This is a genomic window from Myxococcus guangdongensis (assembly GCF_024198255.1).
Lineage (GTDB): Bacteria > Myxococcota > Myxococcia > Myxococcales > Myxococcaceae > Myxococcus > Myxococcus guangdongensis.
Genome location: NZ_JAJVKW010000003.1, coordinates 614276 through 630208 on the forward strand (window position 1 = coordinate 614276; position 15933 = coordinate 630208).

At 70.4% G+C, this 15933-nt stretch carries 10 protein-coding genes; all 10 read right to left on the minus strand.

Annotated elements, in window-relative coordinates; all coding sequences use genetic code 11:
• Window positions 1–2 precede the first annotated feature (2 nt).
• Window positions 3–3332: a glycoside hydrolase 5 family protein gene (locus tag LXT21_RS11970; protein ID WP_254038244.1), complete on the minus strand. Its 3330-nt coding sequence runs from the start codon at window positions 3330–3332 to the stop codon at window positions 3–5.
• Window positions 3329–4699: a GH1 family beta-glucosidase gene (locus LXT21_RS11975; protein WP_254038245.1), complete on the minus strand. Its 1371-nt coding sequence runs from the start codon at window positions 4697–4699 to the stop codon at window positions 3329–3331. The genes LXT21_RS11970 and LXT21_RS11975 overlap by 4 nt, the downstream gene beginning before the upstream one ends.
• Window positions 4680–5675 (minus strand): ABC transporter ATP-binding protein, encoded by a 996-nt coding sequence (locus LXT21_RS11980; RefSeq protein ID WP_254038246.1) that lies wholly within the window; start codon window positions 5673–5675, stop codon window positions 4680–4682. Before LXT21_RS11980 ends, LXT21_RS11975 begins: the two co-directional genes overlap by 20 nt.
• A 151-nt stretch (window positions 5676–5826) precedes the next feature.
• Window positions 5827–7581 (minus strand): dipeptide/oligopeptide/nickel ABC transporter permease/ATP-binding protein, encoded by a 1755-nt coding sequence (locus tag LXT21_RS11985; RefSeq protein WP_254038247.1) that lies wholly within the window; start codon window positions 7579–7581, stop codon window positions 5827–5829.
• On the minus strand, window positions 7574–8554 hold the full coding sequence (locus tag LXT21_RS11990) for an ABC transporter permease (RefSeq protein WP_254038248.1): 981 nt from the start codon (window positions 8552–8554) through the stop codon (window positions 7574–7576). Before LXT21_RS11990 ends, LXT21_RS11985 begins: the two co-directional genes overlap by 8 nt.
• A gap of 2 nt (window positions 8555–8556) precedes the next feature.
• Complete coding sequence (locus LXT21_RS11995; protein WP_254038249.1) at window positions 8557–10206, minus strand: ABC transporter substrate-binding protein; 1650 nt, start codon at window positions 10204–10206, stop codon at window positions 8557–8559.
• Window positions 10203–11048, minus strand: a complete 846-nt coding sequence (locus LXT21_RS12000; protein WP_254038250.1) for a glycoside hydrolase family 16 protein — start codon at window positions 11046–11048, stop codon at window positions 10203–10205. Before LXT21_RS12000 ends, LXT21_RS11995 begins: the two co-directional genes overlap by 4 nt.
• A complete protein-coding gene (locus LXT21_RS12005) occupies window positions 11045–12271 on the minus strand; it encodes an ROK family transcriptional regulator (protein WP_254038251.1) in 1227 nt (408 codons plus the stop codon). The genes LXT21_RS12000 and LXT21_RS12005 overlap by 4 nt, the downstream gene beginning before the upstream one ends.
• 43 nt (window positions 12272–12314) lie before the next feature.
• Window positions 12315–13076 (minus strand): hypothetical protein, encoded by a 762-nt coding sequence (locus LXT21_RS12010; protein WP_267145404.1) that lies wholly within the window; start codon window positions 13074–13076, stop codon window positions 12315–12317.
• A 524-nt stretch (window positions 13077–13600) separates the two neighbouring features.
• Window positions 13601–15892 (minus strand): hypothetical protein, encoded by a 2292-nt coding sequence (locus tag LXT21_RS12015; RefSeq protein ID WP_254038552.1) that lies wholly within the window; start codon window positions 15890–15892, stop codon window positions 13601–13603.
• Between the last annotated feature and the right edge of the window lie 41 nt (window positions 15893–15933).

The window sequence follows — 15933 nt, forward strand, 5'->3', positions numbered from 1 at the left end:
CCTCAGAGCGAAAGGATTGCATACGCACCCACCTCGTATTCGCGGCCCTCGAGTCCCTCGGTGATGGCCGTCGTGCTCAAGCCCTCCGAGTGCTCGTTCAGCATGCGCACCAGCCCTCGCAGACCGAAGCGCGTGGACACCGCTCCCAGCACCGGACGCTTCAAGCCGTAGGACAAATCGCCTCCGACCTGCAGCGGGTAGGTGAGGTTGAAGATGCGGTGGTAGTCGTACGGACCCCAGTCGTTGAAGCGCACCTGCGCCGCCAGCAGCAGCGTGTCGTACAGCGCGTTGGCGTCCAGGCCGAAGCGGCGCACCTGCCGCGCGTCCTCGCCACCCGACTGGTTGCTGCCCACGAACGCCGTGCCGTACAGCTTCAGCCGCTGCGACGGATTGCCCACCATGCGCAGCGACGCCTCCCACTCGTCCCGAGCAGGCGGAGCGCCGGCGAACGGCACCGCGCTGCCATCCGCGAGGATGGCGATGCTCGCGTCACGCGACGTCGGCTGATGGCGGTACACCAGGTCCAGGCCCGCGGCGAACGGCGCGTCTTCGCGCATCTCGCGGTCCCACTGCCAGAACCACGTCCCGGGCGTCGGGTCGAAGGTGATGAGCAGCTCCGCGCCCAGCGTCTCGCGGTTGTCCAACACCGTGAACGCGTCCTGCAACACGTTGCGCGCGCGCACCGCCGGGAAGTACGTGCCCGTCTCCCGGTCGAACGTGTCGGGGATGTTCGGGTTCGGTCCGATGAGCGGCTTCTGGTACAGCAGATTCGGCGCCACCTCGATGGTGCCCAGCTGGAACGCCGCGCCCGCCTGCGCGCCGAAGTGATTGCCTCGCCCGCTCTCGCGCAGGCTCCAACCCGTCAGCACGATGCTCGGCTCCGGGCCGCCGTCCGCCACGAGCCCTCGGAACGAGCCCTGTGCGAAGACGCGCGCTCCGCCGAAGTCATAGGTGGCCCGCGCCTTGGCGCCGAGCGTGTCGAGGAACTGCACCTTGTCGCGCAGCACCTCCTGGCCCGTGCCCTGGTAGCCGAGGCCGTTCGTCTCGCGCGTCCAGGTGAACTCCTCGCCGATGCGCTGAGGCGCCGCGAGGATGCCGCCCACGTCCACGGACAGCGGACCCTGGTTCCACTCGAAGGTCAGCGCCGTGCGGCGTGCCACGCGCTCACGGATGACGGAGGCCGTCTGCTGCGTGCCACCGCGCGCGATGTCCTCCTGGTGCACCAGCGTCAGCGCCGCGTTGCCGAAGCCCTTGCGGTACTTGGCGACGACGGACGGGTTGGCGCCCCAGTAGAGCTCCGGGCCGATGGCGATCTTGAACCCCTCGTACGCGCGCTTGCCGCTGAGCACCACGCCGAACGGCGCGTTGCCGTGGTAGATGTCGATGTTCGGTCCGTAGTTGGCCTCGCGGTAGAGGCCGAAGAAGTCGCCCTCCTCGCCCCAGTGGTAGTGGCCGACGCGGTAGAAGCCCTCGAGCGCGAAGTCCGTGCGGTCCAGCTTGAACTCCGCCTGGTACAGCGCGAACCGGTCGAACCCCGACACGCCCGGCTGCGCCACTCCGGGTGTCGGAGAGACGCCGGGCGTGGGCGTCGTCGGCGCGGGCGTGTTGCCCCGGTTCTCGTAGAACAGATTGTTGAGGCGGTTGGTGGCCACGTTGCCCACCACGTTGAACGACGCGCGCCCGTACACGCCGGTGGCGGGCTGGAGCGCCAGGTCGAAGAAGATGGACTCCGTGTGGTCGGAGGCCGTCTGGTTCGGCCGCGTCGTCGCGATGCTCCCGCGCGACAGCGAGCTGTCCATCACCAGCCGCAGGTTGGACACGCGCACCGCGCTGAGCTCATCCGCCTTCGCCAGGGCGATGGAGGACTCGTACCCCTTCGACAGCTCCGAGGGCCGCAGCGCCCCGAAGTGCGCGTGGATGCGGTCCAGGTCCGTCTCCTCCGCGTACGGGTCCAACCGGAAGGCCGCCTGGAGCAGGTAGTAGGCCGTGCGCGGCTGGATGCGGGAGATGCCCGCGTCATCCGGCGTGCCGAGCGCGCAGATGCCGAACCACTCCTCGTTCATGTTGTTCTGGCCGGGCACGAAGTCCGCCGCGTAGCCGCCGTTCGGCCACGAGGCCGTGGTGTCGTGCAGGGAGAGGTTGGTCTCCTGGCCCATCTTCCACCAGCCATCCACCCACTGGAACACGAAGCCGCCCAGCGCGTTGCCCACGCGGCCCTGGCCGTACGTCTGGGTATAGATTTCCTCCCACTGCTGTCGCAGGTACTCCGCCTGCGCCAGGTGGTCCTCGCGGCCCTCCTTCGCGTTGTACGCGTCCGCGCCGAACTCGGAGAAGAGCACCGGCTTGTCCACCTTGCGCAGCACCTCCTCGTACAAGTCACGCACGCTCGGGCCGCGGTAGACGTTGGCGCCGAAGATGTCGATGTCCGCGGCGTGCTGGGCCACCAGGTCGATGTACTGCAGGTCGCCGTTCGCCAGGGCCACCGGGTGGTTGACGTCACGGGCCTTGATGGTCCGCGCCGCTTCACCCATCAGCGTGTACAGGTGCACCGCGCGCGCGGCGTCCTCCTGTCCGGGCAGCGCCTCGATCTCGTACGAGGTCCAGTGCAGGCCGTAGTTGTTCTCGTTGCCGAGCAGCCACACGAGCACGCCCGGCACGCCCCGGTACACCTCCACCTTCTTCGCCAGCTCCGCGAGCAGCGCCTCGCGGTGCGTCTTGTTGGAGTAGTCGATGTTCGGCACGAAGGCGCCGTTGACGGTGGCGCCGTAGCGGCCCATCAGCGGGTTCACCACGGTGGTGATGCCGTAGTTCTTGTAGATGAACTCCACCCAGCGCGGCGGGATGTCGTCGAACTGGCGGATGGAGTTGACGCCCATGTCGCGCAGCAGCGTCATCTCGCGCGCCAGTACCGCGCGCACGAAGTCATCGGGCTGGTTCCAGAGCGAGTAGCGGTAGTTCTCGCCGATGGGCGTGTAGCCCCAGTTCATGCCGCGCATGAGGAAGTCGCGGCCGTCCACCTTCAGCTTGAAGCCCCGCTCGTCGCGGTACACCTTGACCACGGTGGTCTTCTCCGCGCCCGCCGTGACGTCCACGGTGGGTAGGGCGATGGGCTGGGGCGAGGGCGCGGGGCTCGGAGGCCCCTCGGGCAGCGTGGACGTGGTGGGCGGAGGCGCGCCGCCGGGCTGCGCGGCGGCGGGTGGTGAGTTCTCCACCGGAGCCGCGGGAGGCTGCGCCGCGCCGGGTTGGACGGGGGGCGCCTGGACGTCCTGGGCGAGGACGGAAGGCGTGTGCAGCGTGAGGGCCAGCAGGGGTGCGAGGAACAGGGCTCTCATGCGGCCAGCTCCACATCCAGCCCGTTCTGGGCCACCACGGCGCGGTACAGATGCGCGCTGTCCTTGGGGAGGCGCTTCTGGGTGGCGTAGTCGACGTAGACCATGCCGAAGCGCTTCTGGTAGCCGTAGGCCCACTCGAAGTTGTCCAGCAGGGACCAGGCGAAGTAGCCCTGGAGTGGGACGCCCTGGCGGATGGCCTCGAGCGAGGCCTCCAGGTGCAGGCGCAGGTACTGCACGCGCTTGGTGTCGCGCACGCGGCCGTCCGAATCCGGGCCCGTGCCGTAGGCGGCGCCGTTCTCCGTCACGTAGAGGCGGCCCGGGTTGTAGTCCTGGTGCAGCCGCACGAGCAGCTGGGTCAGGCCGTGAGGGCTCACCTCCCAGTCCATCTCCGTCTTCTCGCTGCTGACGTGGACGGTGCGCGGCGCGTTCTGCGACTCGGGGATGCGGTCGCTGCGCAGGACGGCACGGTTGTAGTAGTTGACCCCGAGGAAATCGATGGGCGTGGAGATGTCCTCCAGGTCTCCGGGGCGCAGGAACGGCAGCGTGTCCGACTTCAGGTGGCCCGAGGCGATGTGGTCCTGGATGACGTCGCGCGGGTAGCCGCGTCCGTAGAGCGGGTCCAGGTACCAGCGGTTGAAGCCGCCGTCGAAGGAGCGGCAGGCCTCCAGGTCCTCGGCGCTGGGCGACGCGGGCTCGGCGGGCACCAGGTTGAGGGTGATGCCCACGTCCGCTTGGGACACGTTGGAGCGCAGCACGGGCACTGCCTGTCCGTGGGACAGGAGCACGTGGTGGGCCGTGGCCAGCGCCTGCCCCCAGTCCTTGACGCCGGGCGCGTGCTCACCGTTGGCGTAGCCCAGCACGCTGATGCACCAGGGCTCGTTGTGCGTAATCCAGCGCTTCGCGCGGTCGCCGAGCTTCTGGCTCACGACGTCCGCGTACTCGACGAACGCGCTCACCGTGTCGCGTGAGGCCCAGCCGCCCTGGTCCTGGAGGGCCTGGGGGAGGTCCCAGTGGTACAGCGTGATGCACGGCTCGATGCCCGCCTCCAACAGGCCGTCGACCAGGCGTGAGTAGAAGTCGAGACCGGCCTGGCTCACCTTGCCGCGACCTGCGGGGAGGATGCGGGGCCACGCGATGGAGAAGCGGTAGGACTTGAGTCCCATCCAGCGCATCAGCTCCACGTCCTCGCGCCACCGGTGGTAGTGGTCGCAGGCGACGTTGCCGTTGGTGCCATCCTGAATCTTCCCGGGCGTGGCGGAGAAACGGTCCCAGATGGATTCACCGCGCCCGTCAACATCGGTGGCGCCTTCAATCTGGTACGAGGAGGTGGCTACACCCCACACGAAGTCATGAGGAAACTGCCGCATCGTCAGGGACTCCTTTCGAGGACTCGAGGTGGCAGCGGACGTGGTGCTCCGCCGCGGGATGGTGGAAGGGGGGAAACGACTCGTGACAGCGCACGTCGGCGTGCGGACAGCGCGGGGCGAAGGCGCACCCCAGAGGCGGGGCGGGCCCGGCGGGCGTGCGAGCGGGGAGCGGCGTGCGCAGGAAGTCCACGCCGTCTGGCACCGCGGAGAGCAGCAGGCGCGTGTACGGGTGGCGAGGGGACTGGAGGACCTCGCGGGTGTGGCCCGTCTCCACGACGCTGCCCGCGTAGAGCACGAGCACGCGGTCCGCGAGGTGCCGCGCGCTCGCCAGGTCGTGGGTGATGAAGAGGATGCCGATGCCGCGCTCGCGCGTCAGGCCCTTGAGGAGCTGGAGCACGCCTCGGCGCGTGGAGACGTCGAGCATCGACGTGGGTTCGTCCGCGATGATGACGTCGGGCTCCACGGCCAGCGCTCGGGCCACCGCGACGCGCTGACGCTGACCTCCGGACAGCTCGTGCGGATAGCGCTGGGCGAACTGCTCCACGGGCGTCAGGCCCACGGACTCCAGCAGCGCGTGCACGCGGCGCTTGAGCTCCACGCCCTGGGCCTTGCCGTGGCGCAGGAGTGAGCGCTCCAGGTGATAGGCCACGGTGTGCACGGGGTTGAGCGAGGCGAACGGGTCCTGGAAGACCATCTGCACGCGGGCGCGGTAGGACAGCGACGCGGCGCGGCCGTCAGTCGCGAGGACGTTCTCTCCGTGCAGCCGCAGCTCACCGCCATCCGGGCTGTCCAGCCGCGCGAGCAGTCGCGCCAGGGTGCTCTTGCCGCTGCCCGACTCACCGACGAGCGCGAGGATTTCGCCGCGCTCCAGTGAGAAGGAGACGTCCTGCAACACCTTGCGTCGCGAGCGCGAGAGGAAGCCGCCCAGCGGGAAGCTCTTCGACAGACGCGTGGCTTCGAGGAGCGGCGGGCTCATCGGCGGCCTCCGAAGCGCATGGCGTGTGAGGTCGCGAGGGCGGCGCCCGAGCCGTCGAGAAGGGTGTGCGGAGGCCGCGACGCCTCGTCGCGCGACGGCGTCCGCACGGAGTCGGTGCCTCCGAGCGCCTCGGACCGAAGATTCCTCGGGCTCATCGGCGACCTCCGGGCATGGCGGCCTGCGCGGGCTTCAGTGCGGCGTGCTCGAGGACATCCGGTGGCGGCGCGGCCACGTCGGACGCGCCGAGGTGCGGGAAGGACGAGAGCAGGAGCCGCGTGTACGGATGTTTCGCGTCCGTGCGCAGCCGCTGTGCCGTGTCCACCTCCACCAGCTTGCCGGCCTGGAGGATGCCCACCCGGTCCGCGAGCGCCAGCAGCAGCGGCAAGTCGTGCGTGATGAACAGGACGGCGAAGCCCAGCCGCCCCTTCAGCTCCACCACCCGCTGGAGCAACTCCTTCTGCACCACCACGTCGAGCGCCGTCGTGGGCTCGTCCATCACCACCAGCTTCGGCTCCAGCGCCAACGCCAGCGCGATGCCCACCCGCTGCCGCATGCCGCCCGACAGCTGATGCGGCCACGCGTGCACCAGCTCCGGCTTCAGCCCCACCATCGCGAGCATCTCGCGCGCTCGCGCATAAGACGCCGCGCGGGAACTTCCCCCGTGCGCCGCCAGCGTGTCGTGGAACTGCTCCCCCAGCGAGAGCACCGGATTGAGCGCGCTCATCGCGCTCTGGAACACCATGGACACGCGGCTCCAGCGGAACTCACGCATCGCCTCGGGCGACAGCGCGGTGACGTCCGTGCCGTCGAACAGGATGTGTCCCTGCGTAATCGCCGCCGCCGGAGGCAACAGCCGCAACAGCGCGTAGCCGAGCGTCGACTTGCCACTCCCTGATTCACCCGCGAGCCCGAACACCTCGCCCGGCGCGATGTCGAGCGAGACCTGGTCCACCACCCGCGAAGGCCCCGAGGCCGTCATGTACTCGATGGACACCCCACGCACGCTCAGGAGCACGCCGGGCGTGGGCACCTCCGAGGCCGCCTCACCCACCTTCGCGGGCACTGGGGCCGACGGGGGCGCGCGCAGCGCGGGGTTCGTCAGCTCGTCGATGGCGGAGCTCAGCAGCGTGAGCGAGAAGCCCACCAGCGCGATGCACAGCCCCGTGGGGACGAAGATCCACCACGAGCGCGTCAGGAGCGCCGCGTCGTTGCCGGCCCAGTACAGGTTGGTGCCCCACGTCACCGCGCCCACGTCGCCCAGGCCCAGGAACTCCAGCCCCACCTGCGCGCCCACCGCGTACAGCGTGTTCCCGATGAATGACGACGCCACCAGCGACGCCATGTTCGGCAGCAGCTCTCGCGTGATGATGCGCGCATGGCTCTCCCCGGCCACCACCGCCGCCGCCACGAAGTCCCGACCGCGCAGCGCCAGCGCCTCCGCTCGGAACACCCGCGCGTTCCACGCCCAGCCCGCGAACGTGAGCACCACCACCATGCGCATCGGGCCTGAGGGCAGATAGGCCCCCAACACGATGGCCAATGGCAGACCTGGGATGACCAGGAACACGTTGGTGGTGAGCGTCAGCGCATCGTCCACCCGTCGGCCCAGATAACCCGCCGTGATGCCCACCAGCGCGCCCACCAGCGTCACCAGCGCGCCCACCGCGAAGCCGATGGCCAAGGTCTCCCGCGCTCCCACCACCGTCTGCGCGAGCACGTCCTGTCCCTGTCCCGTGGTGCCGAACAGGTGCGCGCGAGAGGGCGGCTGGTGCGGCTGACCCACCAGCTCCGTGGGGTCCATCACCAGCCACGGACCCACGAGCGCGAGCAGCAGGAAGCCCAGGAGGATGCTGCCTCCCACGGCCGCCTTCCGCTGGCGGAGCAGTCGTCGAAGGGTCTCACGCATGGGCGCGGGTCCTCGGGTCCAGCCAGAGGCACAGCAGGTCCACCGCGAAGTTCGCGGCGAGCACCGCCAGCGTGATGACCAGGAAGAGCCCCTGCATCAGCGGGTAGTCCTGGTTGCGCACCGCGAGGATGAGCAGGTAGCCCGTCCCTGGATACGAGAAGACAATCTCCGTCAGCAGCGAGCCGCTGAGCACGAACCCCAGAGCCATCCCGAAGCCCGTCACGTTGGGCAACAGCGCGTTGCGCGCCGCGTACCGCAGCATCACCTGCCGGGGCGGCAAGCCCTTCGCGTGCGCCAGCCGCAGCGTGTCCGTGCCCAGCACGGCCACCATGGTGTTGCGCATGCTCAGCATCCACCCGCCCAGCGTGGCCACCACGATGGACGCCGCCGGCAGCACCGCGTGCCGTCCCACGTCCGCGATGAACGAGAACGTCAGCCCCGGCTCCACGTCGTGCGAGTACGCGTGCCGCAGCGGGAACCACCCCAGCCCGAAGCCGAAGAGGTACAGCGCCAGCATGGCCAGCCAGAAGTAGGGGAAGGCCCCCAGGAACGCGAGCGCCGGCGCCAGCACGGAGTCCATCCACCCGCCCCGGTTCCACGCCGCCAGCACCCCCAGCATCGTCCCCACCGCGAAGCTGATGACCACCGCGCACCCGGCCAGCCCCACCGTCCACAGCAGCCCCGTGCCGATGACCTCCGACACGCGCGACGGGTAGTACGCGTAGGACAGGCCCAGGTCGCCCGTGAGCAGGTGCTTCAGGTACGTGACGTACTGCACGTGCCACGGCGCGTCCGTGAAGCCGAAGGCCGTCTTCAGCGCCACCAGGGCCTCGGGAGAGATGCGCCCCTCGAAGCGCGCGAACATCGCCGTGGCCGGGTCTCCAGGCGCGAGCCTCGGGATGACGAAGTTCATCGTCAGCGAGGCCCACGCCGCGAGCAGATAGAAGCCGAGCCTGCGAAGCACGTAGGACATGGTCAGGGCTCCCTCGGCGTGAGGGTCGTCAGCACCAGCAGGCTGTCGGGCTCCGCGTGCGGAGACAGCCGCGCGTACGGGTTCGCCTCCGAGGGGAAGCCCGTGAAGCGCTTGGAGTTGGCCTCGCCCCAGGACGGGTTCGGGAAGAGGGGAATCGCCGGCGCCGTCTCCGAGAAGCGCCGCTGCACCTGCGCCATCAGCGCCTGCTGCTCGTCGCGCGAGTCGGTGCCCTCGAAGCGCTCCAGCAGCGCGTCCGTCCGCGCGTCGCCATAGCGCTGCCAGTTCGCCGCGGCCACCTCGCCCACCGGCCGCACCGTCGCCGACGACAGCATCCACTTGTAGAAGGTGTACGGCGTGGGTCCATCCAGCGACCACGAGATGGCCAGCTGGAACTCGCCCTTCTGCAGCCGCGCCTGCCACGCGCCGAACTCGTACGTGCGCAGCTGCGCCTGCAGCCCCAGCTTGCGCAAGTCCCGCGCGACCACCTGTCCCGCGCGCACCCAGTCGGACCAGCCGCCCACCACCTCGATGTCCAGCGTCAGCGGCAGCCCGTCCTTGCCGCGCCGCAGCCCGTCCTCACCCACGATGAGGCCCGCTTCGTCCAACAGCCGCGCGGCCTCCTTCGCGTCGTGGCGCACCCACGCGTCCTTCGCGACGTCCGCGTCCCGCCAGCCCGCGTACGCGTCATTGAGGCCCGTGGCGTCCGCCGGCCGCGTGTAGCCATACATCGCGATTTCCACCAGCCGCTCGCGGTCCAGCGCCATGCTCAGCGCCTTGCGCACGCGCACGTCGTCCAGCGGAGGCCGGGTGGTGTTGGGGTAGAGGAAGACGGTGCTGCCGTAGAGCGGGAACCAGCGCGCGTGGTGCTTCGGGTCCTTGGACACGAAGGTTCGGTCCACCGCGGGGACGAAGTTGCCCGCCCAGTCCACCTCGCCCTCCACCAGCGCCAGGTTCGCCTGGTCGTTGGTGGGGAACGCCAGGAAGCGCAGCGCGCGCACCGCGGGCTTGCCGGGCTGCCAGTAGTAGGGATTGCGGCCCAGCTCGTACACCTGATTGCGGAACAGGCTCACCTGCGTGAAGGGGCCGGTGGCCACCGGGCTCGGGTTGGTGAACGTCACCGGGTCCGCCACCAACTCCCAGATGTGGCGCGGGACGATGGGCTGCGCGGCCAAATCTCCGAAGCCCGGGATGAACAGGCGCGAGAACTGGAACGCCACCGTGTGCGGGCCCTCGGCGCGCACGTCCGTCAGGAAGCGCCACACGCCGCCCGCATCCAGCGCCGCGTGCTTGCGCAACAACTGGAACGTGTACGCCACGTCCTCCGCGCTGAAGGCCCTGCCGTCCGACCAGCGCACGCCCTCGCGCAAGGTGAAGCGCAGCGTGCGACGGTCCTCGGACCACGCGTGCCCGGTGGCGAGCCACGGCGTGAAGCCGCCGGTGGACGGCGTGTAGAGCTCCAGGCACTCGTAGATGCCCGCGCGCGTGGGCCACCGGGAGCCCGCGCCCGGGAACAGCGGGTTGAAGTTGCGCACCCACGCGCTCTGCTGCTCCACGGAGACGAACAGCGTCCCGGGCGGACGGGGCCTGGGCTCGTTCGAGCACGCGGCCAACGTCAGCAGGAGGAGGGGGAGCAGTGAGGCCGCGGGCCTCATTCCGCCCTCGCGTAGACGCGCACGTAGTCCACGCGCATCGTCTGGGGGAACTGGGTGGTCCCGTCGATGGGCCCCACGTAGTTGCCGCCCACCGCGATATTCAGGATGAGGAAGTGAGGATGGTCGAACACCCAGCGCCTGCCGGCCGGCAGGTCCTTGGGCGTCACCTCGAGGAACGCGACGTCATCGACGAACCAGCGGATGCGGTCGGGGTCCCACTCCACCGCGTAGAGGTGGAAGCCCTCGTACAGCTTGCCCCCGCTGACCACGTGCTCGCCGCCGACGTTCTCCCCACCCGAGTAGCCCGGCCCGTGCAGCGAGCCGCGCACGATGGCGGGCAGCTGGCCCCGGTGCTCCATGATGTCGATTTCGCCGCACTCGGGCCAATCGACCTGGGCGAAGTTGGCGCCCAGCATCCAGAAGGCCGGCCAGATGCCCTTGCCGGTGGGCAGCTGGATGCGCGCCTCGAAGCGGCCGTAGGTGCGCTCGAACTTGCCGCGCGTGTTGAGGCGCGCGGAGGTGTAGTCGTTGCCCTGGTAGCGCTCCTTGCGCGCGGTGATGACCAGGTGGCCTTCGCCATCCAGCGCCGCGTTCTCCGTGCGCGCCGTGTTGTGCTCGTACTGCGCGTTGCCCCAGCCGTCTCCTCCGACGTCCGCGTTCCACCGCTCCGCGGAGGGTGGCGTTCCCTGGGCGCCGTCGAACTCGTCCTGCCAGACCAGCCGCCAATCCTGATGCGAGGGCTGGTGGGTGGTGGGAGGAGGCTCGATGCTCTTGGAGCGGGCCGGGTCACAGGCCACGCTCCCCAGGAGCAGGCACCACGCGAGGAGTCGGCTGGAGGTCATGCGGTTCTTCCGACGTGTTGGAGTGGGAATAACGTGCGGTCCCGCAGGGCCGCCTGGAGCACGAGCGTCGCCGCGCCCACCGCGATGGACTTGTCGCCCAGCGCGGAGGTGACGATGCGCGTCTCCGCCATGGACGTGGACAGCGCGCGCTTGCGCACCGAGGTCCGCAAGGGGTCCAGCAGCAGGTCCCCCACGGACGAGATTTCACCGCCGAGCACGACGATGGCGGGGTTGAGCAGGTTGAGCAGGCCCGCCACCGCGATGCCCAGGTACTGGCCCAGCCCGTCGATGATTTGACGCGCCGCCGGGTCTCCCGCGCGCGCGCCCTCGACGATTTCGCGGATGGTCGGCGCCTTGCGGCCCTTGGTGCCCATCAGCTCCCGCGCGCGCTCCACCAACGCGCCGGACCCGATGAGGGTGACCAGGCAGCCGCGCAGCCCGCACAGGCACGGTGGCCCCGCGGAGTCCACGGCGATGTGGCCAATCTCTCCCGCCGTCCCCCCGGCGCCGCGGTACACGTCGCCGTGGATGATGTGGCCCGAGCCGATGCCCGTCGCCAGCTTGATGTACGTCAAGTCCTCGCCGTTGATGCCCGCGCCCCAGTAGCACTCCGCCAGCGCGCCCAGGTTCGCGTCGTTGTCCACCAGCACCGGCAGGTCGAACGTGCCGCCCAACGCCTCGCGCACGTCGTAGCCGCGCCAGGCCGGCAGGATGAGCGGCGAGAGCTTCCCCGGCGCGGACGGGTGCACCGGGCTGGGCGCGGCCACGCCCAGGCCCACCACGGACTTCCTGGGCACGCGCTCGGCGTCCAGGCACTCCTGCACCAGCGTCCGGATGGACTTGAGCGTGCCTTCCGGGTCGTTGCGCACCTGTTGCGCGCTGTTGCGGTGGGTGCGCACGCGGCCTCGCAGGTCCGTGAGCACGACGGTGACGTGGGTGGCGCCCATCTCCACGCCGAGGATGCTGAAGGCGTCATCCCGGAAGCCGATGAGCGTGGGCCGGCGGCCACCCCGGGACACGCCGGCGCCGATGCTGCGCACCAGCCCGGAGTGCTCCAGGTCCGCGACGATGGCCGACACGGTGGACGGGCTGAGCTCCGTCCTCCGGGCAATCTCCGCCCGGGAAATCTGGCGCTCGCGCCAGATCATGTTCAGCAGCAGGCTGCTGTTCTGCGCCCGCATGCCCGCCGCGTCGACCGTCCGTGCCGCCGTTCCCACTCTCATCGTCCCCTTACGCTCCGTTCCACCGCGTGGAGGGTTGTGGGGGTCAACGCCACTGGATGTCGTCGATGAAGAAGACGAACGGGGAAGGCTTGCTCCCCGCCACCCAGCCAAAACCACCCACCACCTTCCGGTATCGGACGCGGCTGACGTCGATTGTGTACTCAGTTGGCGTCGTCGTGAGCGTCCGGTCTCCGGTATCCAGCGTGAATCCGTCCGCCGTGGTGCTCAGGCCCGCCAGGAACTTGACGACCTCGCCGCCTTCGGCGCCCCACGCGTAGAAGGACAGCACGGAGGCGCCGTCCGGGATTTCGAAGCCGGGCAGCTCTCCCCAGTTGCTCGCGGGGTACTGCCACCACACGCCGCCCCAGCCCCTGCCGCCCGGCGCATAGGTGAACTTGTGGCAGGTGCCCTTGCCCGTGCCCGGGCGGGGAGACGCACATTCGGAGGCATAGGTGATGGTGCCCACCTCGCCGTCGCCCATGTAGCCGCTCGCCGCCCAGTGGCTGTCCACCGTCAGGGGCAGCGTCACCGTGGGGCCCGCGTCCGGCGTGCCCGCGTCCGGAGGAGGCTCGCCCGCGTCCGGCGTCCCCGAGTCGGCAGGCCCCGAGTCAGGCGTCCCGGAGTCGGGCGCACCCGCGTCCGGCGTGCCCGAGTCCTGCGGCGTGCCCGAGTCGGGCTTCGTCCCCGCGTCGGCCGGCGGGTCCGGCGTCTTGTCGTCCTCCTCCGGGTCACATGCGCCGAGCAGACTCATGGCGGCGAGCATCCCCGCCGCGGCACACGTCCAGGCGAAACGCTGGTGCTGCATGGGCTTCCCCTCCCTGCTGGAAAACTTCGTTCTTGCTGCGAAGAAACCAGTCGACGCACACACGCGGCGCTCGCGCGGTGCGATGCGTCATGAAAGGCGCTCTGCTTCAGAGGAGCGTGCGGTGAATCACGCCGTGCCCGTCGCCCACACCCCCGGGGCCCACCGTCACTCCGTGACGAACCCGTACCGCATTCGTTCGAGTGGCGAAGAAAGTACCAGCGACGTCTGGCGGATTGCAAGTTCGTGCACGTCTGCGTTTGCGGCGCGCGCCGGGCGCAATGCCTGACGCGACGCGGCGGTGGTCCGGGTGAGAGTCATTGCCGGCGCGGGTGCGGCGCCGCGGAGGCGGCACTCGGAGCGCTGCGCCGGGCTGGGTGGAAAACTTCATTCGTCGAGCGAATGAAGTGAGGACGGGACGGGGTGCTGCTCACGTCCGGCGTCGGGAGGGACGACGAGGCCGGCGGACACGATAGCGGGTGTCCGCCGGCCAGGACAAATCGAGGCGATGTGCGAATGCAGCGCTGTTACGGGCTGGAGGTGAGCAGGTTCGTCATGGAGACGACGAAGGTGTAGTAGCCGCCGCCGTGCGTGGGCGGGGGCGGGTTCTGCCGCATCCACGCGGCGAGCTGCTCGGGTGTGCCGTTGGGGAGGGCGGCCTGGGCCTGCTCGAAGTAGTTGAGGAAGGTGCGGACGCCGGAGTCCGCGAGGGTCGTCTGTCCTTCGGGGGCGATGAGCCCCAGCATCTGGTCGACTTCCGAGGGCTCCAGCTCGAAGGCCTGGGCGACCTCCCGCAGGCCGGCGGTGTCGGAGAGCCCTCGCGTCACCAGGTCCTGCATGCGTGGGAAGTCGAGGCCGAGCGCCGCGAGGTCGCGGGCCTGGCTCGGGTAGGTGGACACGAACTCCACGCGGGCCGCGGCGTCGGGGATGCCGAACGCGGTGGCGCGCTCGGTGACGGCGCGGCGCACCTCCTCGTCGCGCAGGTAGCTCTCGCGCGCCTGGCCAATCTGGTTGAGGACGAAGAGGGTGGCGGCCACGGCGATGCCCGGGGCGCCGGAGAGGATGCCCGCGAAGGACAGGGCGCCGGTGACGACGCTCGCGGCCTGCACGGCCACCTGGATGTGGGTGCCCTGGTTCTGCTCCTGACGCGAGAGGAGCTCCACCACGTTGAGGCTCGCGGTCACCATCCCCAGGATGTTGTTGGCCTTGCCCACCAGCTTCGCGAGCGCGGGGGCACCCGCCGCCAGGTCCGCCGTGTGCTGGGCCACGCCGTCGAGGCCGGGGAGCTTGCTGGCCGCGGCGGAGGTGACGCGCTGGAGCACCGACGCCACGGTGCCCAGGCTCACGCTGACGGCCGTGGCGCCCATGCCCACCTTGCTCAGGGGGCCGGTGATTCCCAGCAGGACGTTGGGCTCCGAGAACACCTCGGGCCGCACGAACATGGCGACCGAGAGGGCGGAGGTGACCAGCGACAGGGCGCCGGCGCTTCCCTGCGCGGCCGCGTGGGTGGACAGCGCGGTGAGGGCGGCCACGTCGCCGGTGACGGCGCGCGACAGCGTGTCCAGCGTCGCCTGGGGGTTGGGGCCCAGGATGCTGGCCTGGACGCTGGCGGGCATCGCGTCGATGAGCGCGCGACTGGCGGCCACGGCCTGCTCGGGCGTCTGTCCCTTCGCGAGCGCGTCCGCCATGGTGGCGTTGAGCGCGGGGCCGTAGACCTGGGCCTCCAGATTGAAGCTCGCGCCGCTGGCGAGGGTGGTCATCAGCGGGGCGTTGCCGGCCAGGAAGTCCACCGCGGCGCCCGCCTGGGGCGAGTCGGCGACGAGGGCCAGGCCCTCGAACAGCGCACCGGCCGCGGCGGACGTGGTGTAGGGCGAGCCCGCCTGGTGCTCGGCGAGGTAGCTCGTGAGCGCGTCGCCGTTGGCCTCCAGGTGGGCGGCGAAGTCGGACACGGCCGCGTCGCGCGCCGCATAGACGCCGGCGTTCTGCTCGCGGTAGCCGGCGATGTACGCGTCGCGCTCCTCGGGGGTCAGCGTGGGTCCGAGCAGCGCCAGATCATTGGCGAGCTGCACCTCCGTCGCGTCGACCGCCCGCTGCGCCGAGCTGGCGGAGGCGGACAGCGTCTGCATCTGCGCGTAGGCATCCGCGCCCGTCAGGCCCGGTGCAATCTGGGCGCGAGAGGTCGCCGTCGTGCCCTCGGGCCCGCCACCGCGCGAGACGAGGCCGCTGTTGCCCGTGTCGCCGAGCAGCGGCAGTCCGCCGTTGCCCTGTCCTCCGCGCGTCGGGCTCGCTCCGCCGAGCAGGGACATGCCGCCGTTCATCAACATGCCCACGGTCACGCGTCCGCTGCCGGGTCCGCCGCTCAGGGCGTTCGCGCCATGCCCCGTCGGGGAGCCGCCATGGCCGAGTCCACCGCCCGGGAGGCGCCCGCTGTTGGCTCGTCCTCCGCTCGGAAGACTTGCGCCGGTCCCCGAACCATTGAGCAGGGCCATGCCGCCGTTCATCAGCATCCCCGCGGTCACGGGGCCGTTGTTGGCCGATCCTCCCGGAACGGAGTTTCCTCCGGCGCCCTGGCCTCCGTGCTGTGTCTGCACGTGAGGGCCGGGCTTGCCGGCGCCCGCGGTGTCGCCGTTCTTGGCGGCCCACTTGCGGATGTCCGACTTGCGCGCGTCCTCGGCCTCGAAGTCGCTGCCCTGCTTTTGGTAGCGCGGCGTGGGCGGGGGAGGCGGCGGCGGCGCGGGAGGATTCGGCCGGGCCGCCTCGGCCTCGGGGGGCGGCGTGGGAACGAACGACGGGGATGGGCTGGAAGGAATCCGGGGCATGTCGCGCGACCTCGCGTTGAAAACTTTCAACGGAAGTGTCG

What these genes read in the sequence shown, in the direction of transcription:
- LXT21_RS11995 (WP_254038249.1), bottom strand. Translation starts at nt 10,206, where the DNA reads ATGAGGCCCGCGGCCTCACTGCTCCCCCTCCTCCTGCTGACGTTGGCC.
- LXT21_RS11990 (WP_254038248.1), bottom strand. Translation starts at nt 8,554, where the DNA reads ATGTCCTACGTGCTTCGCAGGCTCGGCTTCTATCTGCTCGCGGCGTGG.
- LXT21_RS11970 (WP_254038244.1), bottom strand. Translation starts at nt 3,332, where the DNA reads ATGAGAGCCCTGTTCCTCGCACCCCTGCTGGCCCTCACGCTGCACACG.
- LXT21_RS12010 (WP_267145404.1), bottom strand. Translation starts at nt 13,076, where the DNA reads ATGCAGCACCAGCGTTTCGCCTGGACGTGTGCCGCGGCGGGGATGCTC.
- LXT21_RS12000 (WP_254038250.1), bottom strand. Translation starts at nt 11,048, where the DNA reads ATGACCTCCAGCCGACTCCTCGCGTGGTGCCTGCTCCTGGGGAGCGTG.
- LXT21_RS12005 (WP_254038251.1), bottom strand. Translation starts at nt 12,271, where the DNA reads ATGAGAGTGGGAACGGCGGCACGGACGGTCGACGCGGCGGGCATGCGG.
- LXT21_RS12015 (WP_254038552.1), bottom strand. Translation starts at nt 15,892, where the DNA reads ATGCCCCGGATTCCTTCCAGCCCATCCCCGTCGTTCGTTCCCACGCCG.
- LXT21_RS11975 (WP_254038245.1), bottom strand. Translation starts at nt 4,699, where the DNA reads ATGCGGCAGTTTCCTCATGACTTCGTGTGGGGTGTAGCCACCTCCTCG.
- LXT21_RS11980 (WP_254038246.1), bottom strand. Translation starts at nt 5,675, where the DNA reads ATGAGCCCGCCGCTCCTCGAAGCCACGCGTCTGTCGAAGAGCTTCCCG.
- LXT21_RS11985 (WP_254038247.1), bottom strand. Translation starts at nt 7,581, where the DNA reads ATGCGTGAGACCCTTCGACGACTGCTCCGCCAGCGGAAGGCGGCCGTG.